Annotated in this window: 17 protein-coding genes; 12 read left to right on the forward strand and 5 right to left on the reverse strand. The window is 61.9% G+C overall.

The annotated features are described in order from the left end of the window. Positions 1 to 18: 18 nt before the first annotated feature. From ACFQND_RS03715 to ACFQND_RS03725, 3 genes are read left to right on the forward strand one after another with little or no spacing between them, the layout of a single operon-like run. Positions 19 to 2,067 (forward strand): acetyl-CoA carboxylase biotin carboxylase subunit, encoded by a 2,049-nt coding sequence (locus ACFQND_RS03715; RefSeq protein WP_371437418.1) that lies wholly within the window; start codon positions 19 to 21, stop codon positions 2,065 to 2,067. Then, on the forward strand, positions 2,064 to 3,098 hold the full coding sequence (gene bioB / locus ACFQND_RS03720) for a biotin synthase BioB (RefSeq protein ID WP_371437417.1): 1,035 nt from the start codon (positions 2,064 to 2,066) through the stop codon (positions 3,096 to 3,098). The genes ACFQND_RS03715 and bioB overlap by 4 nt, the downstream gene beginning before the upstream one ends. After that, positions 3,095 to 3,598, forward strand: a complete 504-nt coding sequence (locus tag ACFQND_RS03725; protein ID WP_371437416.1) for a VOC family protein — start codon at positions 3,095 to 3,097, stop codon at positions 3,596 to 3,598. The genes bioB and ACFQND_RS03725 overlap by 4 nt, the downstream gene beginning before the upstream one ends. Here the strand turns inward: ACFQND_RS03725 and ACFQND_RS03730 are convergent, their stop codons facing one another. Both ACFQND_RS03730 and ACFQND_RS03735 read right to left on the reverse strand, forming a co-directional pair. Further along, on the reverse strand, positions 3,599 to 7,906 hold the full coding sequence (locus ACFQND_RS03730; protein WP_371437415.1) for an autotransporter domain-containing protein: 4,308 nt from the start codon (positions 7,904 to 7,906) through the stop codon (positions 3,599 to 3,601). It lies immediately after the preceding gene. Between the two features lie 212 nt (positions 7,907 to 8,118). After that, positions 8,119 to 9,942 (reverse strand): ATP-binding protein, encoded by a 1,824-nt coding sequence (locus ACFQND_RS03735; RefSeq protein WP_371437414.1) that lies wholly within the window; start codon positions 9,940 to 9,942, stop codon positions 8,119 to 8,121. Between the two features lie 107 nt (positions 9,943 to 10,049). Between ACFQND_RS03735 and ACFQND_RS03740 the strand changes: the two genes are divergently transcribed. From ACFQND_RS03740 to ACFQND_RS03765, 6 genes are all read left to right on the forward strand, one after another. Next, a complete protein-coding gene (locus ACFQND_RS03740; RefSeq protein ID WP_371437413.1) occupies positions 10,050 to 10,685 on the forward strand; it encodes a response regulator in 636 nt (211 codons plus the stop codon). A 42-nt stretch (positions 10,686 to 10,727) separates the two neighbouring features. Next, complete coding sequence (locus ACFQND_RS03745) at positions 10,728 to 11,765, forward strand: D-cysteine desulfhydrase (RefSeq protein WP_371437412.1); 1,038 nt, start codon at positions 10,728 to 10,730, stop codon at positions 11,763 to 11,765. A gap of 112 nt (positions 11,766 to 11,877) precedes the next feature. Further along, the gene (locus ACFQND_RS03750; protein ID WP_371437411.1) at positions 11,878 to 13,728 is read left to right on the forward strand and encodes an FAD-dependent oxidoreductase; all 1,851 of its coding nucleotides are present in this window, start codon (positions 11,878 to 11,880) and stop codon (positions 13,726 to 13,728) included. After that, complete coding sequence (locus ACFQND_RS03755; protein ID WP_371437410.1) at positions 13,725 to 15,572, forward strand: 2-oxoacid:acceptor oxidoreductase subunit alpha; 1,848 nt, start codon at positions 13,725 to 13,727, stop codon at positions 15,570 to 15,572. The genes ACFQND_RS03750 and ACFQND_RS03755 overlap by 4 nt, the downstream gene beginning before the upstream one ends. Further along, a complete protein-coding gene (locus tag ACFQND_RS03760) occupies positions 15,569 to 16,624 on the forward strand; it encodes a 2-oxoacid:ferredoxin oxidoreductase subunit beta (RefSeq protein WP_371437409.1) in 1,056 nt (351 codons plus the stop codon). The genes ACFQND_RS03755 and ACFQND_RS03760 overlap by 4 nt, the downstream gene beginning before the upstream one ends. A gap of 25 nt (positions 16,625 to 16,649) precedes the next feature. After that, entirely contained in the window at positions 16,650 to 17,090 is a 441-nt protein-coding gene (locus ACFQND_RS03765) for a CBS domain-containing protein (RefSeq protein WP_371437408.1), read from the forward strand. Between the two features lie 24 nt (positions 17,091 to 17,114). On the opposite strand, the gene rsxB is transcribed toward ACFQND_RS03765, so the two are convergent. After that, positions 17,115 to 17,798: an electron transport complex subunit RsxB gene (rsxB, locus tag ACFQND_RS03770; RefSeq protein WP_371437407.1), complete on the reverse strand. Its 684-nt coding sequence runs from the start codon at positions 17,796 to 17,798 to the stop codon at positions 17,115 to 17,117. A gap of 40 nt (positions 17,799 to 17,838) precedes the next feature. Continuing rightward, on the reverse strand, positions 17,839 to 19,269 hold the full coding sequence (locus ACFQND_RS03775; RefSeq protein WP_371437406.1) for a polyhydroxyalkanoate depolymerase: 1,431 nt from the start codon (positions 19,267 to 19,269) through the stop codon (positions 17,839 to 17,841). Between the two features lie 315 nt (positions 19,270 to 19,584). Between ACFQND_RS03775 and ygiD the strand changes: the two genes are divergently transcribed. After that, complete coding sequence (ygiD, locus tag ACFQND_RS03780; RefSeq protein ID WP_371437405.1) at positions 19,585 to 20,439, forward strand: 4,5-DOPA-extradiol-dioxygenase; 855 nt, start codon at positions 19,585 to 19,587, stop codon at positions 20,437 to 20,439. 155 nt (positions 20,440 to 20,594) lie between these two features. Here ygiD and ACFQND_RS03785 read toward each other — a convergent pair whose 3' ends face one another. Continuing rightward, entirely contained in the window at positions 20,595 to 21,791 is a 1,197-nt protein-coding gene (locus tag ACFQND_RS03785) for an amino acid aminotransferase (protein WP_371437404.1), read from the reverse strand. A gap of 76 nt (positions 21,792 to 21,867) precedes the next feature. Between ACFQND_RS03785 and uvrB the strand changes: the two genes are divergently transcribed. Together uvrB and iscR are read left to right on the forward strand one after the other, a co-directional pair. Beyond that, positions 21,868 to 23,997 carry an excinuclease ABC subunit UvrB gene (uvrB, locus tag ACFQND_RS03790; RefSeq protein ID WP_371437403.1) on the forward strand — a complete coding sequence of 710 codons (2,130 nt, stop codon included), beginning with the start codon at positions 21,868 to 21,870 and terminating at the stop codon, positions 23,995 to 23,997. 258 nt (positions 23,998 to 24,255) lie between these two features. Continuing rightward, positions 24,256 to 24,792: a Fe-S cluster assembly transcriptional regulator IscR gene (gene iscR, locus ACFQND_RS03795; protein ID WP_371437402.1), complete on the forward strand. Its 537-nt coding sequence runs from the start codon at positions 24,256 to 24,258 to the stop codon at positions 24,790 to 24,792. Positions 24,793 to 24,840 lie beyond the last annotated feature (48 nt).

Genomic DNA, 24,840 nt, shown 5'->3' on the forward strand with positions numbered 1-24,840 from the left:
TCCCAATGGAGAAAATATATGTTTGACAAGATATTGATAGCTAATCGGGGTGAAATCGCCTGCCGGGTCATCCTCACCGCCCGCAAGATGGGCATCAAAACCGTCGCGGTGTATTCCGATGCCGACAAGGACGCGCGCCATGTCGAGCTGGCCGATGAAGCCGTCAACATCGGCCCGGCCCCTAGCCGCGACAGTTATTTGCAGGCCGAGAAAATCATTGCCGCCTGTAAACAGACTGGCGCCCAGGCGGTGCATCCGGGTTATGGCTTCCTGAGCGAGAACGCCGGTTTCTCAAAGCGGGTCGAAGAAGAAGGCATCATCTTCATTGGCCCCAAGCACTACTCGATTGCCGCCATGGGCGACAAGATCGAGTCCAAAAAGCTGGCGGGTGCGGCAGGCGTGAATTGCATCCCTGGCGTCAATGATGCGATTGAAACCGCCGAGAAGGCCGTTGAGATTGCCAGGGGCATTGGCTACCCCGTGATGATCAAGGCCAGTGCGGGTGGTGGTGGCAAAGGCCTGCGCGTGGCCTTTAATGACAAGGAGGCGCTGGAAGGTTTTACCTCCTGCCGCAACGAAGCACGCAACAGCTTTGGGGATGACCGCGTTTTCATCGAGAAGTTTGTCGAGGAGCCGCGGCACATTGAGATCCAGCTGATCGGCGACAGCCACGGCAATGTGATTTACCTGAACGAGCGTGAATGCTCCATCCAGCGCCGCCACCAGAAGGTGATTGAAGAGGCACCATCGCCTTTTATCAGCGATGCCACACGCAAGGCCATGGGCGAGCAGGCCGTGGCGCTGGCCAAGGCCGTGAAGTACCAGAGTGCTGGCACGGTGGAGTTTGTGGTCGGCAAGGATCAATCCTTTTATTTCCTGGAAATGAACACCCGCCTGCAGGTCGAGCACCCGGTGACGGAGTGCATCACCGGCCTGGACCTGGTTGAACTGATGATTCGCGTTGCAGCGGGTGAAAAACTGCCCCTGGCCCAAAAAGATGTGCAGCGCAATGGCTGGGCCATCGAGTGCCGCATCAACGCTGAAGACCCGTTCCGCAACTTCCTTCCGTCCACCGGCCGTTTGGTGCGCTTCCAGCCGCCAAAGGAAAGCATGTTTGCTGCCGATACCTCGCAGTTGTATGGCGTGCGTGTCGATACCGGCGTGCAGGATGGCGGCGAGATCCCGATGTTCTACGACTCCATGATTGCCAAGCTCATCGTGCACGGCAAGGACAGGCTGGATGCGATTGCCAAAATGCGCGAGGCGCTGAACGCGTTTGTGATTCGCGGCATCTCCAGCAATATTCCCTTCCAGGCTGCGCTGCTGGCGCATCCGAAGTTCGTTGCGGGCGATTTCAACACCGGCTTTATTGCAGAGAACTACAGCAAGGGCTTTCATGCCGAAGACGTGCCGCATGAGGACCCGGATTTTCTCGTGGCGCTGACGGCGTATGTCAACCGCCGCATGCTGGGCCGTGCAGCCGGCATCAGCGGACAGATGCCCGGCCATGGCGTGACGGTGGGTGAGAAGTTTGTGGTGGTGAACCTGGGGGCAACGGGCGAAAACACGCAGCATCCGGTGACCGTGCGTGATTATCAAGCCGAATCGGGCTCCAGCGCAGTCGACACAGGCGCAGCCAGCTATGAAATATGTAGCAACTGGCACCTGGGTGGCGCCCGCATCCGCGGAACGGTGAACGGCAAGCCGTTTGCCGCGCAGGTCGAGCGGGGCGTGGGACGCAGCCCGCTGGCCATCCGCATCGCCCACAACGGCACAAGGCTGGATGCGCTGGTGCTGTCGCCGCGCGCTGCCGCGCTGCATGCCCTGATGCCCTACAAGGCACCGCCCGACATGAGCCGCTTTGTGCTGTCGCCCATGCCCGGCCTGCTGGTGGATGTTGCCGTGCAGGTCGGCCAGAAAGTGCAGGCCGGTGAACGCGTGGCTGTGATTGAAGCCATGAAAATGGAAAACGTGCTGTTTGCGGTTGCCGATGGCGTGGTCGGCAAGGTGCTGGCGACCAAGGGCGAGTCGTTAAGCGTTGACCAGCCGATTGTGGAGTTCGCATGACGGCTGAGACCATAACCCGGGAGATCAAAGTCCACCGGCCGGTTGCAAGAGACTCTGAACCGGCATTGCCTGCCGGCCACTGGAGTGTAGCGGCCGTGCAGGCCCTGCTCGACAAACCCCTGATGGCCTTGCTGTACGAGGCGCAGACGGTGCATCGCCAGCACTGGCCCGAGGGCGACATCGAGCTGGCCACCTTGCTGTCCGTCAAGACCGGCGGCTGCCCCGAGAACTGCGGCTACTGCCCGCAGTCGGCAGAGTTCGATACCGGCGTCAAGGCCGAAAAAATCATGACGGTGGACGAAGTCGTACTCGCGGCCACCGCGGCACGCGATGCGGGTGCTACGCGCTTTTGCATGGGCGCCGCCTGGCGCGCGCCCAAGGACCGCGATGTGGAGAAGGTCGCCGCGATGGTGTCCGCCGTAAAGGGCCTTGGCATGCAGACCTGTGCCACACTGGGCATGCTGGGGCCCCAACATGCGCAGCAGCTGCGCGATGCGGGGCTGGACTATTACAACCACAACCTCGACACTGCACCCGATTACTACGGTGAGATCGTCGATACCCGTACCTACCAGGACCGGCTGGATACCTTGCAGCATGTGCGCGGAGCCGGCATCAGTGTTTGCTGCGGCGGCATCGTAGGCATGGGCGAGGCGCCTGTGCACAGGGCCGGGCTGCTGGCCCAGCTTGCCAACCTGTCTCCGTACCCCGAGTCCGTGCCCATCAACAGCCTGGTGCGCGTGCCGGGCACGCCGCTGGCCGATGCGCCACCGATTGATCCGCTGGATTTTGTGCGCGTGATTGCGGTGGCCCGCATCATCATGCCCCGGGCACGTGTGCGCCTGTCGGCCGGACGCCAGCAACTGGGCGAGGCCGTGCAGGCCCTGTGTTTTATGGCTGGCGCCAATTCGATTTTTTATGGTGACAAGCTGCTTGTTACCGGAAACCCTGATGTGGAAACTGATACGCTGCTGCTGCGCAAGCTCGGCCTCAACGCACGCCGCACGCAAGAACAGGAGGCCTGCGCATGACCACATCCCGTCCATTTGACAATGTGCAAGGCAGGCCATTCAAAGTCCTGGGCATCCAGCAAATCGCCATAGGAGCGCCCAGCAAGGATCGTCTGCGGACCTTATGGGTAGATATGCTGGGGCTCGAAGTCACCGGCAACTTTGTCAGCGAGCGTGAGAACGTCGATGAAGACATCTGTGCCATGGGTGTCGGCCCGTTCAAGGTAGAAGTTGACCTGATGCAGCCGCTCGATATCGACAAAAAGCCAGCAGTGCACACCACGCCGCTGAATCATGTTGGCCTGTGGATTGACGACCTGCCCAGGGCGGTGGAGTGGTTGACAGCCCAGGGCGTGCGGTTTGCGCCCGGCGGCATACGCAAGGGCGCTGCGGGTTTTGACATCTGTTTTATGCACCCCAAGGCCAATGATGAATTTCCGATTGCGGGCGAGGGCGTGCTTATTGAGATGGTGCAGGCGCCGCCTGATGTCATCAAGGCGTTCGCCGCAATGGCTGCGTGATCACCAGCGGCTGCGCAGTCCCACCAGCACCACCAGGTTGCGCTGTTGCTCGTTGTGTTCGGCCTGCATGTCTGCAAACAGGTCCATGCCCTTGCTGATGCTGCCTGCCGCGCCCAGGCCGAGGATCCATGTGTCGCGTTTCAGGGCGGCACCCGATACAGTAAATGGTGATGCGGTGGCAGCCCCCTGAAACTGCGCCGTCATCGGCGTGTTCAGGTCGCCGAACTCGTGCGCCCAGATCATGCGAGGTTCGAAGCGGATGCTGCCTGCGTCGACGCTGGCTTTGACACCTAGCATCGATTTGGCGGAGTTGATGGTTTGCCCCGCGACTTGAAGGTTGAGTGCACCGGCTCCGGTCTCCGTGAAGCCGTCTGTCTTGTTCCTGCTCAAGGAAAGACCCGCCAGCGGGTGCAAGGTCCAGCCGTTCATGGGCAGGCTGTAAGTTGCCTCTCCGTATGCCGCCAGCGTGTTGCCGTCAAAGTCAGACGAAGCAACGCGGTTGATCTCACCGACCACCACATTGCGGTCCATGTGGTTCTTGCCCCAGCTCACGCTGGCTGAACCGCTGAAGTTCCAGGGACCTTTGGCGTAGCTTCCATAAAGCGCCACTGCTGAATTGCGGCTCTTTCCGGTTTCGTTGTTGTCCGTTGACAGGCGAGACGTGCCAGCTGTGGCCGCTGCACCCAGGCGGAGGCCGTCTTTCACTTCCTGATCAAAGCCCACACTCAAACCCGAACTGCGAAGCTGGCTGGCTGCAGCGTTGCCGTCACTGTCGGTATTGCCATAGCCGCCATAGCCGCGAACCCACAGGCCCTGGTTTGCTGTGCGGGGTGAGGCTGAAAGTGATGAGCCTCCAGCACGCGAGAACTTCTGCGGCCCCGAGTCAGATCCCGGTGCCATCAGCTCGGGGAGGTGACTGTTCGCGGCCAGCAACATGGGCTGGCTGCTGAAGGTGGTGGTAAATGAAGAGCTGTTCACAGCCTGTGCACCGAGTCGTGCCTGTAACTGGCTGCCGAAGCTGGTTGCAAAGCCGGCACCAGCCTGCCGCAAGGCAACGATGCCCGCTCCGCTGGCCGAGTCGTAGGCGGCGCGCGCCTGCGCTGCCGATAGCCCTGTCAACGCCGTCTGCACCGTACTCATGTCGCCAGTGGCGCCCGCGTTGGCATTCTGCAAAGCGATTGACGTGGCGATCTGGTTGGGCGTGACGGCAACTGCCCTAAAGCTGATGTCGTTGCGCGCAAGCATGAGAAAGACGTTGTTGGAGTCATAGGTGAGGGTTGGTGTGAGGAAAGCGAGGTTGCTGGTCACACCAGCAAAGTTGCCGGTGCGTCCACCGGCAGCGTTGAGGATGGTGTATTGCGTGTTGGCCGCATAGGTGCCTGCACCGGCCTGCACGTCCACGGTACCGCCGGTGAGGGTTGCCGTGCCGGTTGCATTGATGCGGTCGTTGGCGCCGGCGGCATTGACCTCGACGCGATAGATAGAGCCAGCCGCAAAGCTCAGGTTGCCGGCCACGTTCAACGTTCCGATGGAGTTGCCGGGGGCCAATACACCACCGCTCAGGATGCTGGTGCTGCCCAGCGTGCCGTTGCCGCCCAGCGTGCCGCCGTTGTTGACGGTGACGGCGGAGTTGGCTATGGAGCCATTGACCGAGAGCGTTCCCGCATTGACGGTAGTCGCGCCGTTGTAGGTGTTGGTGCCGGTGAGGATCAGGTTGCCTGCGCCCAGCTTGTTGAAGGCGCCCGTGCCGCTCACCACGCCGGCGTAGGTGCCGGTGGTGGTTTGGGCAAAAGTGACGGCCGCGTTGTTGGTGATGTTGCCTTGCAGGCTGGTGCTGTCGCCCTGCAACGTCCCGGCTGAAACCGTGGTGCCACCGGTGTAGAGGTTGGCGCCGGTGAGGTTCAGAACGCCGGCCCCTGTCTTGTTCAGTGTTCCCGTGCCACTGATGATGCCGTTGTAACTGCCGTTGGCTGCCTGATTGAAGGTGAGGGTGGCGTTGTTGGTGATGTTGCCCTGCAGGCTGGCGGTGTCGCCCTGCAGCGTGCCCGCTAAAACCGTTGTGCCACCGGAGTAGACGTTGGCGCCCGAAAGTGTCAGCACGCCGGTACCGCTTTTGGTGAACGAGCCGGAGCCACTGATGGTGCCGGCATAGACGCCGTTGAAGGCCTGGTCGAAGTTGACAGCGGCGTTGTTGGTGATGTTGCCTTGCAGGCTGGTACTGTCGCCAGCAAGTGTGCCCCCAGCGACATTCCAGTTCTGGCTGGCGGTACCCGTGCCGGTCAGCGTCCAGGTGCTCGCGCCTGTTTTTTCGTAGACGTTGAAACCGCTAACATTGTTAATGGCAAAGATGTTGCCGCCCACTGCGTCGGCATCGCCGCCGAGCCGCAAGGTGTCGCCGCCGTTGGTGGTGCCGCTGCTGCTGACAATGTTGCCGGTGAAGCTCCCGCCAGCGCGGACGTCCAGCACATTGCCGCCGCCGAAAAAACTCACGGCGTTGCCCGTTGCGCCGGCAATGCCGCCCGGGGCACTGCCACCTGCGCCTCCGGCGATGGTGCCGGCGTTGATCACGGTCGCATTCCCGCTGGCCACGATGCCCGCGCCGCCAGCGCCACCGGCGTCAGTGGCGAGGATGTGGTTGCCCGTGTCGCCGCCACGCCCGCCCATCAGGGTGGCGCCGGATGCGTTGGTGATGGTCGCGCCACTGCCGGCGTGGACGGCAGCGCCACCGCTGCCGCCGCCGCCGCCATAACCTTTGATGCTGGACGTTGAGCCGCCTTTGCCACCGGCTCCACCGGTGATCGTGCCGTTGTTGACCAGGTTGCCAGTCGTATCGATGGCCACCCCGCCACCGCCGCCACCGCCGCCGCCTGCGTCGTAAATGGTCCCGCCACCGGCGTAGCCGCCTTTGCCGCCTGCACCGACGCCACTGCTCGCATTGCCAGGCTGGCCTGGTGCGCCCGGGGCGTCCTGTCCGCCGTTGCCGCCGTCGTTGGCGCTGCCGTCCGCCAGCCCGTGGTTGCTGCCCTGCCCACCTGCGCCCGGTGCGCTGTCGGCGCCGTTGCTGCCGGTGCCGCCATTGATGCCATTGATGGAAGAAAGGGCGGACACGGTTAGCACGGTGCCGGCGCTGCCGGAGACGGTGGCGCCGGTGCCGGTGCTGCGGGACAGCGAGGCTGCGGCCAGGCCCGTGCCCAGGGTCAGTCCGCCGGCCGTGAGCTGCAGGCTCGCTCCGGCATCGCCGTTGCCCGTCAGCGTCCAGACACTGCTGCCTGTTTTGGTGAAGCCGTCAAAGCCCTGGTATGTGTTGCCGGGCCCGAATGTCGACACGTCGAAGCTAGCATCCGTGTTGCCGCCCAGCGTAAATGTGTTGCCACTGCCGGCGGCCACTACATTGCCGTTGAAGACATAGCCGGACTGCAGCTCGACCGTGTTGTTGGTGCCGGTGATGGAAACCGCATTGGCGCGGGTGTTGTTGTCGCCCGAGAAGCCTCCAGTGATGGTGCCCGCGTTGACCAGTTTGTTGCCGTCGCCGCTGAAACTGACGCCCACGCCACCGATGGCGATGCTTCCTACGGGGCTGCCAACGCCTTGCGCGCCGCCGTGGCCCCCGGTCACCGTTCCGCCGCTGGCGTTGGTGACGGTTGCGCCGGTTCTGGCCACGACGCCGGCGCCGCCAGCGCCACCTGTACCCCCCACACCTGCCGGGTTGCCGGAGCCTGCTGCATTGCCCACACCGCCATCGCCGCCTGCGGCACCCGAAATACTGCCCCTGTTGGTGAGCGTGACTGCGTCTGTCAGCAAGATCCCGCCGCCACCTTGACCTCCCCCGCCGCCAGCGTCACCGCATCCGAGTGAAGAATTCAGGCCAGCGCCGCCGGTGCCGCCAGCGCCGCCGGCAACCTGGGTGGTCGCAGAAACACTGAAGGTGCCCATATTGCTGGCAACCACGCCGAATCCGCCAGCGCCCCCCCCGTTGCCAGCACCGGCGCCGCTCGCGGCGGCCCCCAAACCGTTTCCTCCGGCGTCGGCTATGAACGCGCCAGCCAAGCTGGCGGACGTGGCAGCGTTATGTAAAGCGGCTGCGCCGGCTCCGCCGGCAACCGTCCCGTACTGGCCTGTCCCGCCATTCCCGCCATTGCCGTTGGCCAGCGACACGCCGCCCGTACCCGGAACGTCTCCGCCCAAGCCTTGGCACGCGAAGGCTGGCAAAGGCGCAAAACTTGCTATCGCCGCACAGGCAAGTGCGCACGCCGTTGCCTGTGCGGTGAAACGTGGCGGGGTGTGGCGATGGCGGCGCGAGGTGTTCATGGTGCGGGAAATGCGTGATGGGAAAACATGCCCTCGCGATTAAAAACGGGCGCAGCACGGCCGTAAATACCGCAAAAGGGTTAGATGCCGCCTGTGAACAACGGTCACCGTGCAGTCCCGATACCCTTGTGACATGCCGCGCCTCCCGTGCAGCGGAGTGACGGTGCCGTTGAGGTCAGCCCGCAAGCCGCGGGTGTGGCGTGGGGTATTTTTTACGCGGATGGTGCTGAAGACAGCACGTCGCGCAGGGCCGCTTGCAGCGCCTGCGGTTGGCAGGGCTTGCGCACCACGGCCACACCGCTGCCGGCGATGCGCTGCAGCTGCGCGGGCGCGGTCTCGCCGGTGACGACCAGCGCGCGCAGGCCCGGCAGGCGCTGGCGAAAGGCGGCCAGCACGAGCAGGCCGTCGCGGCCTTCGGTGTCGCCCAGGTGCAGGTCGGTCACCAGCAGGTGCGGTTGCCGGCTTGCGTCACTGCCTGCCTGCGCCAGCCAGGCGAGCGCTGCTTCGGCGCTGTCAAACGGCTGCACCGGCAGGCCGAGGTCGCGCACCACCTGCGTGGTGGCAGCGAGTGCCATCGGGTCGTCGTCCAGCACCAGCGCCTGCCAGCCGCTGAAGGCGGCGCCGGGCGACGCCTCGCCTGCTGCCAACGTCTGCGGAACGGGCCGAGCGCCTGCATGCCGCGGCAGGGCGATGCTGAAGAGGCTGCCGCGGCCGGGGGCGGACTTCAGCGCCACCTGTGCGTCCATCTGCGCGGCCAGCCGCTTGACGATGGCCAGGCCCAGGCCCAGCCCGGCCTGGTCCCGGTTTTGCGGCAAGCGCACAAAGGCATTGAAGAGGCGCTGCTGGTCGGCCTCTGAAATACCCGGGCCGCTGTCGGCCACGCCGAGGTGTACGCGGCCGGACTGCAGGCGCGCAAACAGCAGCACGCTGCTGCCTGTGGTGAACTTGATGGCGTTGCTGGTGAGGTTGAGTACGATGCGCTGCAAGGCATCGGGCGGCGCGCTCACCCAGAGGTCGGGCCGGGCGAGCACGCGCAGCCGGACGTGGCGTTGCGCGGCGGTGGCAGCGAGCGTGCTGGCGACGGCATCCAGCAGTGCGCTGACACGCAACGGTGACGCGGCCAGCGGCGTGGCGCCAGCATCGAGCTGCGCCAGGTCGAGCAGGCCCTCCAGCAAACCATTGAAGGCCATGACACTGGCTTCGAGCTGGCCTGCCATGCGCTGGGCCTGCACGGCGGCGGGCTGTTCGCTGCCGGTGAAGGCCCTGGCCAGCGTGGTTTTAAGGCCGGCTGCGAATAGGCTGGCGGCATAGGCGGGCTGCCGCAAGTCATGCGTGGCAGCGGCGAGCAGCGCGGTCTTGTCTGCGCTGGCGAGCTCGGCCCGGTCACGCGCGGCTGCCAGATCGCGCACTAGCTGCGCATTCTCAAAACGCAGTTCGATGGAGTTGCGCAGGCTGCGGTTCAGACCGCGTCCGTATCCAAGGCACACCAGCATGAAGACCAGGGTGAGCAGGCCGAATCCGGCGAACTCGCGCTGACCTTCGCCGATGCAGCGCACGGCAAACGGAAGCACCGAAGGAATTGCGTAGGCGACGAAAGCCGGGTAGTACACAGAGAGCGAACCCAGCGCGCCGCTGACCATGCCGCCAAGCAAAAAGCCGAGAAACAGCGTGGGCACATAGGCATGCGCATCAAACGCCATCAGCCCGAGGATGCCCCAAAGGCAGCCCGACATGAATGAACTGGTTGCGAAGGCGTGAGCTGCACTGCGAGCGCGGGCGTCGTCCATCCTCTGGTTGGGTGCAGTCCGCACTTTTTTGAAGAAGCGCCGCACCATGGCAAAACGGCTGGCGGTCAGAAGCGCGACAACTGCCAGCCAGCTCCAGAGCAGTTGGCTGGCAGCCGGGTCGGTATGACCCGATGGCTGTAGCACTATCGCAGCGACGGCGCCTGCCAGAAGCGTGCCGATAAAGGTTGTTCCAGACTGCCGGTACAGCGTCTGTACCTGTTCGAACAAGACGGAATGCGAAGGCGTCATGGTGCGTAGAATCCCTCAGGGTTAGCGCCGCAATGCGGGCAGGCGCACAGCAGTGTCACCCGCTTTCGCAACCCCGTAGATCGTAGTTTATTCCCCGCTTTCATGACATGACGCAAACTCCCATCCATCTCTTGCTGGCCGACGATCATGACCTTGTCCGCGAGGGGCTGGCCGCCCTGATGGCGTCCTGCGATGACATCGAAGTGGTGGCCTCGACAGCCGGTAGCGACACGGCCATTGCCCAGGCGCTGGCGCTGGTGCCCGACGTGGCGGTGATCGACTTCCAGCTGCCGCCCGAAGACGGTGTGGCCGTGGCCCGGGCCCTGCATGCGGCGGACAGCCCGACCCGCGTTCTGCTGATCACCGGCAGCCAGGACCGGTCTGACATTGAACGCATTTTTGCCAGCCCGGCGCAAGGTGCGCTGCACAAGAGTGCAGGGGCTGGCGAATTGCTTGCCGCCATACGCGCACTGGCCGAAGGTGACCTGCATTTTTCAGAATCCATTGCCGCATTGCGGCAGGGCCAGGGCATCGATGCCCTGGCCGAGCTGGGCAAACTAACAGAGCGCGAAAAACAGGTGCTGTGTTCTGTGGCAGAGGGCGCCTCCAGCAAACGCATTGCCGAAACCCTGCTGCTGCAACGCGAAACCGTACGCACTCACAGGCGCAACCTGATGCTAAAGCTCGGTTTGCATAACAGTGCGCAGTTGACCGCCTTTGCGATTCGCGCCGGGCTGGTCTGACTACCGCGTCAGCTCTCGAGAAACACTAACCGGAGACCGTCCATGGACCTAAGCCGCTTCCCCCGCCGTCGCTATACAAAGGACGCCACGCCGCTGGAATTCTTGCCCCACTTCACCAACGCTCTTGCGGCAAGCTGCCCGAACGGCCAAGGCCCAAACGTCTGGATAAAGCGCGACGACATGCTGGGCCTCACGCCGGGCGGCAACAAGACGCGCAAGCTGGAGTTCCTGGCCGCAGATGCCCTGACCCAGGGGGCCGATACGCTGATCACCTGTGGAGCACCGCAATCCAACCATTGCCGTGCCACCTTGTCGGCCTCCATCAAGGAGGGCATGAAGTGCCGTTTTGTGATTGAAGAACGTGTGCCCGACAGCTACCGCGAAGACGCCAGTGGCAACAACTTTTTGTTCCGCCTGATGGGCGTGGAAGCCATCACCGTTGTGCCCGCCGGCAGCAACATGATGGAGGCCATGCAGAAAGTAGCGGATGACCTGGCGAAGCAGGGCCGCAAGGGTTATATCGTGCCGGGCGGCGGTTCCAATGCGATTGGCGGACTGGGTTACGTGGCCTGCGCGCAGGAGCTGCAGCAGCAATTTTTTGAGCAGGGCGTGCAGATCGACAAAATCGTCGTCGGTTCGGGCAGCTCGGGTACGCACGGCGGTTTGCTGGCAGGTTTTCTCGGCAACCGCATCAACATTCCTATCGTCGGCATAGGTGTGAGCCGTGACCCGGTGGATCAGGACCCCTTGGTACACAAGGAGGCGCAGGCCGTGAGTGATCTGCTGGGCCTCAGTATGACCGTGCCGCGTGAGGCTGTCGTGAGTTTTGGCGACTGGTGGCGGCCCAAATACTCGGTACCCAACCAGGCGATGGTTGAGGCCGTGCAGATGCTGGCGCGCACCGAGGCGATTTTGCTGGACCCGGTCTATACCGGGAAAATCATGGCCGGCCTGATTGGCCTTGCGCGCAAGGGGTACTTTGCAAAAAACGAGAACGTGCTGTTTATCCATACCGGTGGTGCACCGTCTTTACATGCCTATGAGGCCGAGGTGCTAGGTCTGAAGGACTTGCCGGGCTGAGATCGTTGCCGGAATGAGGGATTCACCCGAGAGCGCTTTTGGGTAGCTGCGGCGTAAACTGGCTTGGCCTCCTGACCGTTGTCGCGGTGCCGCAGGGGGCAAGGAGACGCACTTGCAGCCAACCAACGTAGCCAAGCCCTCGTATTTCCACAAGGTCGTCGATTGCCAGTGGGCCTGTCCGGCCCACACCCCCGTTCCCGAATACATACGCCTGATTGGCCAGGGTCGCTACAGCGATGCCTACATGGTCAACTGGGTGTCCAATGTGTTTCCCGGCATTCTGGGCCGTACCTGCGATCGGCCGTGCGAGCCGGCATGCCGACGCAGCCGGGTCGAGGAGGGCGGCGGCGAACAGCCCGAGCCGGTGGCGATTTGCCGGCTCAAGCGTGTTGCGGCTGATATGAAAGACGATGTCAGCAAACGCATGCCCAAGCTGTCGCCGAAAAACGGCAAACGTATCGCCTGCATAGGTGCCGGCCCGGCTTCATTGACCGTGGCGCGTGACCTTGCGCCGCTGGGTTACGAGGTCACGGTGTTTGATGGCGAGGCCAAGGCCGGCGGTTTTATCCGCACACAAATCCCGCGTTTTCGCCTGCCCGAATCAGTGATTGATGAAGAAACCGGTTACATCCTGGACCTGGGCGTGATTTTCAAAAGCGGCCAGCGTATCGAATCGATGAAGGGCCTGCTGGAGGATAAAACCGATGGCGGTTACGACGCGGTGTTTGTGGGCTGCGGCGCACCGCGCGGGCGCGACCTGGTGCTTCCCGGCCGCAGGGATATTACGGACAACATCCACATCGGCATCGACTGGCTGGCGTCCGTGTCCTTCGGTCACATCACAAGCATAGGCAAACGTGTGATTGTGCTGGGGGGCGGTAACACGGCGATGGACTGCTGCCGGTCGGCGCGGCGCCTGGGCGGCAGCGACGTGAAAGTGATTGTGCGCAGTGGCTTCGACGAGATGAAAGCCTCGCCCTGGGAAAAAGAAGATGCCCAGCACGAGGGTATTCCCATCATCAACTTTCACGTGCCCAAATCGTTTGAACACACCCATGGTCAATTGACCGGCATGACTTTCGAAGTGGTCAAGGCGGTGTATGACGCAGAGGGCAAACGCAGCCTGGTGCCTACCGGCGAGCCGGATGTGCTGGTTGAATGCGATGCCGTGCTGATCGCCGTGGGCCAGGAGAATGCTTTCCCCTGGATAGAACGTGACAGCGGCATCAGCTTCGACAAACACGGTTTGCCGGTGCTGGGCAAAGACACTTTCCAGTCCACGGTGAACAAGGTCTTTTTTGGCGGGGACTCGGCCCTGGGCCCGAAAAACATCATCACGGCGGTGGCGCACGGGCACGAGGCGGCGGTGTCAATCGATCGTTTTCTCAATGGCGAAGACATTCGCCAGCGGCCGGATCCCATGACCAATTTGATGTCCACCAAAATGGGCATCCATGAGTGGAGTTATGACAACGACACATCGAACGACGCGCGTTTCAAGGTGCCTTGGGCCAAGGCCGAGGTGGCGCTGGCGAATATCCGGGTGGAGGTAGAGCTGGGCTTTGATGCGGCCACGGCCTTCAAGGAAGCCGGGCGCTGTCTGAACTGCGACGTGCAGACGGTGTTCACCGCACCGGCCTGTATCGAGTGTGATGCCTGTGTCGATATCTGTCCCATGGATTGCATCAGTTTTACCAACAACGGCGACGAGGCCGACTTGCGCACCCGCCTGAAAGCGCCGGCGCTGAACCTGGCGCAAGACCTGTATGTTTCGGGTGAACTCAAGACCGGGCGTGTCATGGTCAAGGACGAAGATGTTTGCCTGCATTGCGGCCTGTGCGCCGAGCGCTGTCCGACCGGCGCCTGGGACATGCAGAAGTTTTTGTTGCAGACCACACAAGCCGGGCCGGCCTGCCGTGATGCAGGCAAACCTGTGGTTCGCGCAGGAGGGGTTCCCGCATGAAAAGAATAGAAGCCGTCAACGACTTTGTCATCAAGTTTGCCAACGTCAATGGCTCGGGCTCGGCCTCGGCCAATGAGTTGTTTGCCAAGGCCATTTTGCGCATGGGCGTGCCGGTCAGCCCGCGCAATATTTTCCCCAGCAACATCCAGGGCCTGCCGACCTGGTATGAGGCGCGTGTTTCCGACAAGGGTTACCAGGGCCGGCGCGGCGGCATCGACATGATGGTGGCCATGAACCCGCAAACCTGGGACGCCGATCTGGCCGAACTGGAGCCGGGCGGTTACCTGTTTTACGACAGCACGCGGCCCTTGCCTCCGGAGAAATTTCGCAACGACATTAATGTCATCGGCATGCCGCTGACGGAGATTTCCAATGCGGTGTATTCAGACCCGCGCCAGCGCCAGCTGTTCAAAAACATTATTTATGTGGGGGCGCTCTCGGTGCTGTTGCAGATAGAAGCCGAGGTACTGGAAAAACTGTTTGCCGAGCAGTACAAGGGCAAAGAGAAGTTGCTGGCTTCCAATGTGCAGGCCTTGCACCTGGGGCGCGACTTCGCCAGCGAACACCTGCAGGCGCCGCTGGGTATTCGAGTGCAGCGCAGCGACAAGGTGGGCGACAAGATATTTGTCGATGGCAACAGCGCTGCGGCGCTGGGCTGTGTGTATGGCGGCGCCACCGTGGCGGCCTGGTACCCGATCACACCGTCCTCGTCGGTGGCGGAGGCCTTTCAGTCTTATTGCGCCAAATACAGGGTGGACCCCGCGACCGGCCAGCACAACTACGCCATCGTGCAGGCCGAAGACGAAATCGCCTCCATAGGCATGGTGGTAGGCGCCGGCTGGAACGGCGCGCGCGCCTTCACCACCACCTCTGGCCCCGGTGTGTCGCTGATGACGGAGTTCTTGGGACTGGCCTACTTTGCCGAGATACCGGTCACCATCATCAATGTGCAGCGCGGCGGGCCTTCCACCGGCATGCCGACCCGTACCCAGCAGGCCGACCTGATCTCTTGCGCGTATGCCTCGCATGGCGACACCAAACATGTGCTGCTGCTGCCCGAAGACCCGCATGAGTGTTTTGAACATGCGGCGGCGGCGCTGGACCTGGCGGACCGGCTGCAAACGCCGGTGTTTGTGATGACCGACCTGGACATAGGCATGAACCAGCGCCTGTGCGAACCCTTCAACTGGGACGACAGCCGCAGCTATGACCGCGGCAAGGTTATGACGGCCGAGGAACTGGAGGCCGGCAAGGACTTTGGCCGTTACAAGGATGTCGATGGCGACGGCATCCCGTGGCGCACCTTGCCCGGCACACATCCGACCAAGGGCAGTTATTTCACGCGCGGCACCACGCGCAATGCCTATGCGCAATATTCCGAACGCGGCCCGGACTACATCTACAACGTGCAGCGGCTGTTGAGAAAGTTCGAGACCGCCGCCACGCTGGTGCCGCAGCCAGTGCTGCGTCCCGCCGTGCGCAAGACCCGGCTGGGTGTTATTTATTTCGGCTCCACCAGTCCCGCCATGCATGAGGCGCTGGACGTGCTGGGCGAAGCCGGCATCCATCTGGACGCCATGCGCTTGCGAGCCTTTCCGTTTCCGGCCAGTGTCACGCAGTTCCTGGCCGAACACGATCAGGTGTTTGTGGTCGAACAAAACCGCGATGCACAAATGCACTGCCTGCTGGTCAACGAGCTGGATATTGATCCGGCGCGACTGGTGCGGGTACTGCATTACGACGGCACGCCCATCACCGCACGATTCATCACCCAGGCCATCTCGCAACATCTGCAGGCCGATGGGGTGAACCCGCCGAACATGTCGAAAGCGAGCGCATCATGACCTACCTGGCGAAACCGCGGCTGCACCACCCCTCCTTGACCGAGAACAAGGTCGGCTACACCCGGCGCGATTACGAAGGGAAAATCTCCACGCTGTGCGCGGGCTGCGGCCACGACTCGATCTCGGCCGCCATCATCCAGGCCTGCTGGGAGCTGGATATCGAGCCGCACCGCGTCGCCAAACTTTCGGGCATTGGCTGCAGCTCCAAGACGCCGGATTATTTTCTCGGTGCATCCCATGGCTTCAACACCGTGCATGGCCGCATGCCCTCGGTGCTGACAGGCGCCAACCTGGCCAACCGCGAGTTGCTGTATCTGGGTGTGTCGGGCGATGGCGATTCGGCGTCGATTGGCCTGGGCCAGTTCGCCCATGCGATGCGGCGCGGTGTCAACATGGTCTACATCGTTGAGAACAACGGCGTCTACGGCCTGACCAAGGGGCAGTTTTCGGCTACGGCGGACCAGGGTTCAAAAAGCAAGAAAGGTGTGGTCAACAGCGACAACCCGCTGGATCTTGTGGCCCTGGCGCTGCAACTGGGTGCCAGCTATGTGGCGCGCGGCTTTTCCGGCGACAAGGCGCAACTGGTGCCTTTGATCAAAGGGGCCATCGCGCACGGCGGAGCGGCCTTCATTGACATCGTCAGCCCCTGTGTGGCCTTCAACAACCATGCAGGCAGCACCAAGAGCTACGACTATGTGCGCGAGCACAATGAGGCGGTCAGCCGCATCGACTTCATCAGTGCGCGTGACGAGATCACCACCAGCTATGCACCGGGCGAGGTGGTCGAGGTGGTGCAACACGACGGCTCCAGCCTGCGTTTTCGCAAGCTGCGGGAGGACTACGATCCGACCGACCGGTATGCGGCCCTGAGCTACATGAATGCGCACCAGGCCCGCGGCGAGGTGGTCACCGGGCTGCTTTACCTGGACCCGCTGGCGACCGATTTGCATGTGGCGCTGAACACCAGCGAGACGCCGCTGAACCGGCTGGACGCCAGCTCGCTGTGCCCGGGTGCGCAGGCCCTGGACAAGGTCAACCAATCCCTGCGCTGAGTTGTCTCTCGACAGGAGGGCCACCATGGCTGAACGTACCGTGTTTCAATCCATCCCGCACCGGCATGTGGTCAGCCTGCCGCCGCAGGCCAACGTCTGGGAGGCTGCCTGTGTCATGACCCGGGCCAACTGCGGCAGCGTGCTGATCATCGATGCAACTGGCGTCATGCAGGGCATCCTGACCGAGCGCGACCTGATGACCCGCGTGCTGGCCAAGTCCCTGGATGCCGCGAAGACGCTGGTGTCCGAGGTGATGACGCACCACCCGCAATGTGTCCCGCCCGAGATGACCGTGTCGGATGCCGTGCTGATCCTGCTGGAGCGCGGCTTCCGGCATCTGCCGATTGTTTCTTCGGCCGGCCAGATCCTGGGTGTTTTTTCTATCCGTGATGCCTTGCCGCGCGAGATTGACAGCGCCGCCAGCCTGGCTGAATTTCGGGATTCGCTCAACGATGCGCTGGGTTGAGCGCAGGCGGGCTGCCTAAGAGGCCTAACCGCCGCTTGTGCCGGGATCGCGTTTGGCGCGTGCGCGGGCCAGGGCGGCTTCGATCACGGCGCGCTTCTTGTCGATCACGGCCGGATCGGTGTGTTGTGTGTGGGCCGGCAGGTCGGCGAGCTTGGCCTGCGCCTTTTCTTCAAGCCGTTTATCATTCTCGTCCTTGCTGCGTATGCGCCGTAAGCTATGGATTTCATAGCGGGTTCTGGCCAGAACGGCGTCGGGCTCTGACCAGGCTGCCCAGCCGGTGCGCTCGCCCGTAACGTTTTCCAGGCTGATGCAATCGACCGGGCACACCGGGATGCACAACTCGCAGCCGGTGCAGTAGGGCTCAATGACGGTATGCATCATCTTGTTGCTGCCCAGGATGGCGTCCGTTGGGCAGACGGGCAGGCACAGGGTGCAGCCTATGCACCAGGCTTCGTCGATGACGGCGACCGAACGTGGGCCTTCGCTGCCGTTGGCGGGGTTCAGGGGCAGGGCGGGCAGGCCGGTGATGGCTGCAAGGCGCTCAACGCCTTCTGCGCCGCCGGGAGGGCACTGGTTGATGGCGGCCTCGCCGGCCGCAACAGCCTGCGCGTAGGCCGCGCAGTCGGGGTAGCCGCAGCGCGTGCACTGCGTTTGCGGCAGTGCAGCGTGGATGCGGCTGAAGAGAGTGCTTTGGTCCGTGGCGTTCACCCGGCTATTGTCGGGCAGTCCGCCTGGTGCGCTTCAACAATTAGCTGCTGCTTGCTGTCTTTGCCGTTGCGCGTTTGCCGGCGGACCGCACGGCTGTTTTGGCCGGCGCGCTGGCAACCGGTTTGGCCGTTGGCTTGACGGTGGCGCGGGTAGCGGGTTTTGCTACTTTTTTGATAGCTGGTTGCGCACGTTTTACCTGGGCTGGAGCCTGGTTATGCGCAAGAATGAAGGCTTTGATCTCCGGGTAGACCAGTTCGCGCCAGCGGCGGCCGCTGAAAATGCCGTAGTGGCCGGCACCCTTGACTTCAAAGTGTGTTTTCTGGCCAGCCGGTACGCCGCTGCACATGTCGAGTGCTGCGCGGGTCTGGCCTGAGCCTGAAATGTCGTCCAGCTCGCCTTCTACGGTCATCACGGCGGTGGTCTTGATGTCGCCGGGTTTGACGCGCTCGACTTTGCCGTCCACCGATTTGACGTCCCAGGTGCCGTTGACGAGCTGGAACTCCTGGAACACGGTTTTGATGGTTTCCAGGTAGTAATCGGCGTCCATGTCAAGCACGGCGTTGTACTCGTCGTAGAACTTGCGGTGTACTTCAGCACTGGCATCGTCGCCCGCGACCAGGTGCTTGAAATAGTCGAAGTGGCTCTTGGCATGGTGGTCCGGGTTCATGGCCACAAAACCGGTGTGCTGCAAAAAGCCCGGGTAGACGCGGCGCCCGGCACCGGCAAAGTTGCTGGGCACGCGGTAAATCACATTGTTTTCAAACCACTCGTAGCTCTTGTTCATGGCCAGGTTGTTGACGGCGGTTGGCGACTTGCGCGCATCGATGGGGCCGCCCATCATGGTCATGGACAGCGGCGTGGTTTCGCCGCGCGAGGCCATCAGGGAAATGGCTGCAAACACCGGAACGGTGGGCTGGCATACGCTGATGACGTGGCAGTTGCCGTAGATTTCCTGCAGGTGGCGGATGAACTCCTGCACATAGTTGACATAGTCATCAAGGTGGAACTCGCCGTCGGACAGGGGTACGGTGCGTGCGTTTTTCCAGTCGGTGATATAGACCTTGTGGTCTTTCAGCATGGTCTTGACGGTGTCGCGCAGCAAGGTGGCGTAGTGGCCGGACAGGGGAGCCACGATCAGCACTGCAGGCTGACCCTTGAGTTTTGCGAGCGTGGCGGTGTCATCGGAGAAGCGCTTGAAGCGGCGCAGCTCGCAAAACGGCTTGTCGATTTCAACCCGTTCGTGAATGGCAATATTGGTGCCGTCCACATCGATGGTCTGGATGTCGAAGGCCGGCTTTTCGTAGTCCTTGCCGAGCCTGTAAATCAGGCTGTAACCGGCGGCCATGCGCTGGGCAAACGGGTTTTGCCCCATGGGCGACAGGGGATTGCCGTAGAGCTTTGCCGCGGCTTGTGCAAAGTCAACAAAGGGTTCCATCAGCGTGCGCTGGGTTTCATAAACTTGATACAGCATGGGCAAACCTTGGGAAGTTCTGGTTTAAATTAATAAGCAAACAGATTATGTTGCAGTGCAATATAACAGGCGCTGGCCGCACCAGATTGAGGATAACTACCAATTCAATGGCCGAACAAGGGCGTTTTTAACGCTGTCGCGTCCCGGCGGCCACTTTTGCCGCTTTCTGGTGCACTAAATGGTCGTCCATGCCTTGTCCTCTGCTGACCCGGTTTTATCTGAACGGCTTAACATTCCAGCATTACAAATGCCCCGCAATATCAACAGATATGGGGCGCGCTTCCCTGATTACTACACCGCCCCAGGAAAATGACCATGCTTCCCATCCATGACACCACCGCCATAGAGCGCATTGCCTCCCTCAGGAAATCCGACCGGATGCCGGTGCTGTTCCTGGGCCACGGCAGCCCCATGAACGCGATTGGCGATAACGAGTACAGGCGCAGCTGGCAGGCGCTGGGGGCTGAGTTCGGCTCGAGAATGCCAAGGCCGCAGCTGATCCTGTGCATCTCGGCCCACTGGCTGACCGAGGGCTGGTGGCTGACCGGAATGGACAAGCCCAAAACCATCCATGACTTCGGCGGTTTCCCGCAGGAGCTGTTTGACCAGCAGTACCCCGCGCCCGGTGACACGGCAGCGGCGCAGGCCATCAGCCATCTGGTCCGGCAGCGCGCCTCGGCGCCGCTGGGCCTTGACATGAACGAATGGGGCCTGGACCACGGCACCTGGTCGGTGCTCAAGCCCATGTTCCCGGATGCCGACATACCGGTGATCCAGCTCAGCATGGACTACAGCCGTGCGCCCGAGGAGCATTACGCGCTGGCGCGGCAGCTGATGGCGCTGCGCGACCGCGGAGTGCTCATCGTGGGCAGCGGCAACATCGTGCACAACCTGCGCCAGATGCAGCGCGGCGCGTCCGGCAACCAGGCCTACGACTGGGCGCTGGAGTTTGACCAGACGATTGGCGGCTACCTGCAGCAGGGCAACCTGGCGGCTTTGCAGAATTTCCAGAAACTGGGGCAGGTGGCCAAAATGGCGCACCCAACCCACGAGCACTACCTGCCCCTGCTGTATGCGGCAGGCGCCGTGGATGCGAAGGAGCCGATGCGGTTTTTCAACACCAACTTCCAGGGTGGCTCGATTTCCATGCGCTCCGCCATCTGGGGATGAGTTGAGGTCGCTATATTTTTGATAGCTGGCTGCGCTTGCTAATCAAGGGTCAAGGGCCGATTTAATGTAAAAAACCGCCTTTTGGGGCGGTTTTTTGTTGCCTGAAAGGCTGTTTTCAGGCGTTCAGGGCTCCGGCAGGCGCCGGAAACGCCGGGTCAGATGACCTTGGCAATCGATGCGCAGACGTAATCGATGTTTTTGCTGTTCAGCGCAGCCACGCACATACGGCCGGTGTCGGTGCCGTAAATGCCGAATTCGCTGCGCAGGCGCACCATCTGGTCCTTGTTCAAACCCGAGTAGCTGAACATGCCGATCTGCGTGGTGATGAAGCTCATGTCCTGCTTGACGCCGGCGGCTTTCAGGCCGTCGACCAGCTTCTGGCGCATGGCCTTGATGCGCACGCGCATCTCGGTCAGTTCCTGCTCCCACTGCGCGCGCAGGGCGGGCGTATTCAGCACGGTTGCGACGACAGTGCCGCCGTGGATTTGCGGGTTGCTGTAGTTGGCGCGAATGACCAGCTTGAGGTTGGACAGCACGCGGTCGGCCTCTTCCTTGTTTTCGCACAAAACGGACAGCGCGCCCACGCGCTCACCGTAGAGGCTGAAGCTTTTGGAAAACGACGTCGATACAAAAAAGCACAGGCCGGCGGCGACAAACTTGCCGACCACGGCGCCGTCCTCCTTGATGCCGTGGCCGAAGCCCTGGTAGGCCATGTCGAGGAAAGGCGTGAGCTTGCGGGCCTTGACGACGGCAATCACTTCATCCCACTGCGCGGCGGTGATATCGTAGCCGGTCGGGTTGTGGCAGCAGGCGTGCAGTACCACGATGGTGCCGGCTTCGGCGGCATTCAGGGCGGCCAGCATGCCTTCGAAATTGACACCGCGTTTGGCTGCGTCGTAGTAGGGGTGGGTTTCAACGACAAAACCGGCCTGGGTGAACAGGGCGCGGTGGTTTTCCCAGCTCGGGTCGGAAATCAGCACCTTGGCAGTGGGCAGCAGCTTTTTCAGGAAGTCGGCGCCGATTTTCAGGCCGCCGGTGCCGCCAATGCCCTGGGCGGTGGCCACGCGGCCGCTTTTGACAGGCTCGCTGTCGGCGCCGAACACCAGCGACTTGACGGCAGCGTCATAGGCGGCAATCCCGTCGATCGGCAGATAGCCGCGTGCCTTGGGGGATTCCATCATCAGTTTTTCGGCAGCCTGCACGCAGGCCAGCAGGGGGAGCTTGCCGTTGTCGTCGTAATACACGCCCACGCCCAGGTTGACCTTGTTGGGGTTGGTGTCGGCATTGAATTGCTCGTTGAGACCCAGGATGGGGTCGCGTGGGGCCATTTCGACTGCGGTAAACAAAGACATGGATATCCTTAAAAAGTAAAAAAGTCGTATGCTGCTCGGTTGCTCTCAATTTTAGCGGGGCTTGACAGAGGTTTTTATGCCAGAAGCTTTGGAAATCATTACTGATACCTTTGATTCACCCAATTCACCGCCTGCGGGCACGTTTGCCACCTTTCCCGACTCGCCGTTCGAGCTGTTCCAGCCCTATATGCCCGCAGGCGACCAGCCCGTGGCGATTGAAAAGCTGGTCGAGGGTGTCAATGACGGTGAGGTGTTCCAGACCCTGCTGGGCGTGACGGGCTCCGGCAAGACCTACACCATGGCTAATGTGATCGCGCGCCTGGGGCGTCCGGCCATTGTGTTTGCGCCCAACAAGACGCTGGCGGCGCAGCTTTACAGTGAGTTTCGCGAGTTTTTCCCGAAAAACGCGGTGGAATATTTCGTCAGTTATTACGACTATTACCAGCCCGAGGCCTATGTGCCGCAGCGTGACCTGTTCATCGAAAAGGACTCGGCGATCAACGAGCACATAGAGCAGATGCGCCTGTCGGCCACCAAAAGCGTGCTGGAGCGCCGCGACACCATCATTGTCGGCACGGTCAGCGCCATTTACGGCATTGGCGCGCCCGAGGATTACACGCAGATGCGTTTTATCGCCCGCGTCAGCGACAAGATGGGGCAGCGTGACGTGATTTCGCGCCTGATCCGCATGCAGTACTCGCGTAATGACCAGGACTTTTCACGCGGCACCTTCAGGGTGCGCGGCGATGTGATTGATGTTTTCCCGGCCGAGCATTCCGAACTGGCGCTGCGCATAGAGCTGTTTGATGACGAGATCGAGTCTCTGCAGCTGTTTGACCCGCTGACGGGCCGTATCCGGCAAAAGGTGCCGCGTTTTGTGGTCTACCCGAAAAGCCACTACGTGACGCCGCGTGACAAGGTCATGATGGCGGTTGAAACCATCAAGCTGGAACTGTCCGAGCGTGTGGCCCAGTTCATTTCGGAAGGCAAGCTGGTCGAAGCGCAGCGCATCGAGCAGCGCACGCGCTTTGACCTGGAAATGCTCAGCGAAATCGGCCATTGCAAGGGCATCGAAAACTACACCCGCCATTTGAGCGGTGCGGCGCCGGGTTCGCCGCCGTCCACACTGTGCGACTACCTGCCGAAGGATTCTGTGATGTTCCTGGACGAGAGCCACGTCATGATCGGCCAGCTCAATGCCATGTACAACGGCGACCGGGCACGCAAGACCACGCTGGTGGAATACGGCTTTCGCCTGCCCAGCGCGCTGGACAACCGTCCGCTCAAGTTTGAAGAATTTGAAACCAAGATGCGGCAGGCGATTTTTGTCTCCGCCACCCCGGCCGCCTATGAGCAGGAGCACTCCGGCCAGGTGGTCGAGCAGGTGGTGCGCCCCACCGGCTTGGTGGATCCGGAGGTTGAAGTCCGGCCAGCGACCAACCAGGTGGATGACGTCCTGCAGGAAATCCGCATACGCGTGGATAAAAACGAGCGTGTGCTGATCACGACGCTGACCAAACGCATGGCCGAGCAGCTGACCGATTACCTGACGGACAACGGTGTAAAAGTTCGTTACCTGCACAGCGATGTGGACACGGTCGAACGCGTGGAGATCCTGCGTGACCTGCGCCTGGGCGCCTTTGACGTGCTGGTGGGCATCAATTTGCTGCGTGAGGGCCTGGATATTCCCGAGGTGTCGCTGGTGGCCATCCTGGACGCCGACAAGGAAGGCTTTTTGCGCGCCGAGCGCAGCCTGATCCAGACCATTGGCCGGGCCGCGCGCAACCTGAACGGCAGGGCGATTTTGTACGCTGACCGGATCACCGACTCAATGAAAAAAGCCATGGGCGAGACCGAGCGCCGGCGCAACAAGCAGATTGCGTTCAACCTGGAGCACGGCATCACGCCGCGCAGCGTGGTCAAGCGCATCAAGGACCTGATCGACGGGGTCTACAGCGAAAAATCCGGCAAGGAAGCGGACAAACTGCAGATGCAAAAGGCGCTGGTCGAGGACATGAGTGAGAAAGACATCGCGCGCGAGATCAAGCGGCTTGAAAAGCAGATGGTCGAGCACGCGAAAAACCTCGAGTTTGAAAAGGCCGCCAAGTTCAGGGACCAGTTGCATGTCCTCAAGGAGCAGGCTTTTGGCGCGCCCGGAACGGACAATGTGGTGCCGCTGCCTGCTGCGGGCTCGAACCGGGGCTGATGCCATATTTGCACCTATTTGGTGCAAAGTTAAGGTGCTTCTACGGGTTAGCCCGCACTTTTTTGGCTGCTCCGCAGCATCGAACAGTCGTCGGTGGTATACTTGACGAATTCAGTCAGGAACACTTACATAACAAAAAGCCCCCGCGATGCACGGTTGACTGGCCTGGGCGGCTGGAGGAAGAGTTCCCTGGGAGCCACAAGTTTTCAGGGCCACAACGAAAGTTGATGACAGTCAAGCCATTTAAAGGAGCTTGTTATGCGCCTCACAACCAAAGGCCGCTTTGCGGTCACTGCCATGATTGATCTGGGTCTGCGCCAGAACAATGGCCCTGTCACCCTGGCTGCCATCAGCCAGCGCCAGCAAATTTCCCTGTCTTATCTTGAGCAGTTGTTCGGCAAGCTTCGCCGCCATGAACTGGTCGAGTCCACCCGTGGGCCGGGCGGCGGTTACACCTTGGGCCGCAAGGCTTCCGACATCACCGTAGCTGACATCATTGTGTCGGTCGATGAACCCATTGACGCCACGCAATGCGGCGGCAAGGAAAACTGTCTGGGTGAAGCCGGCCGCTGCATGACGCACGAGCTGTGGGCATCGCTGAACAGCCGCATGGTCGAGTTTCTGGATTCCGTGACCTTGCAAAAGCTGGTTGAAGACCAGTTGGCCAAAGGCGTGGTGATCGAGAACACCCCCATGGTGAAAAAGGCCATTTTTACAGCGCCTGTGGCCAAGCCCATGCGCGTGAATGCGCCGAATTCCGTGTTCGCTTTGGGTAATGCCTTTTCAAAATCCTGATCGTGGTGGGGCTCTCGGTGAGCCCTGCCGGTTTTGACCTGCCTGCAT

Origin of the sequence: Polaromonas aquatica (genome assembly GCF_042659145.1) — a bacterium.
Classification (GTDB): domain Bacteria; phylum Pseudomonadota; class Gammaproteobacteria; order Burkholderiales; family Burkholderiaceae_C; genus Polaromonas; species Polaromonas aquatica.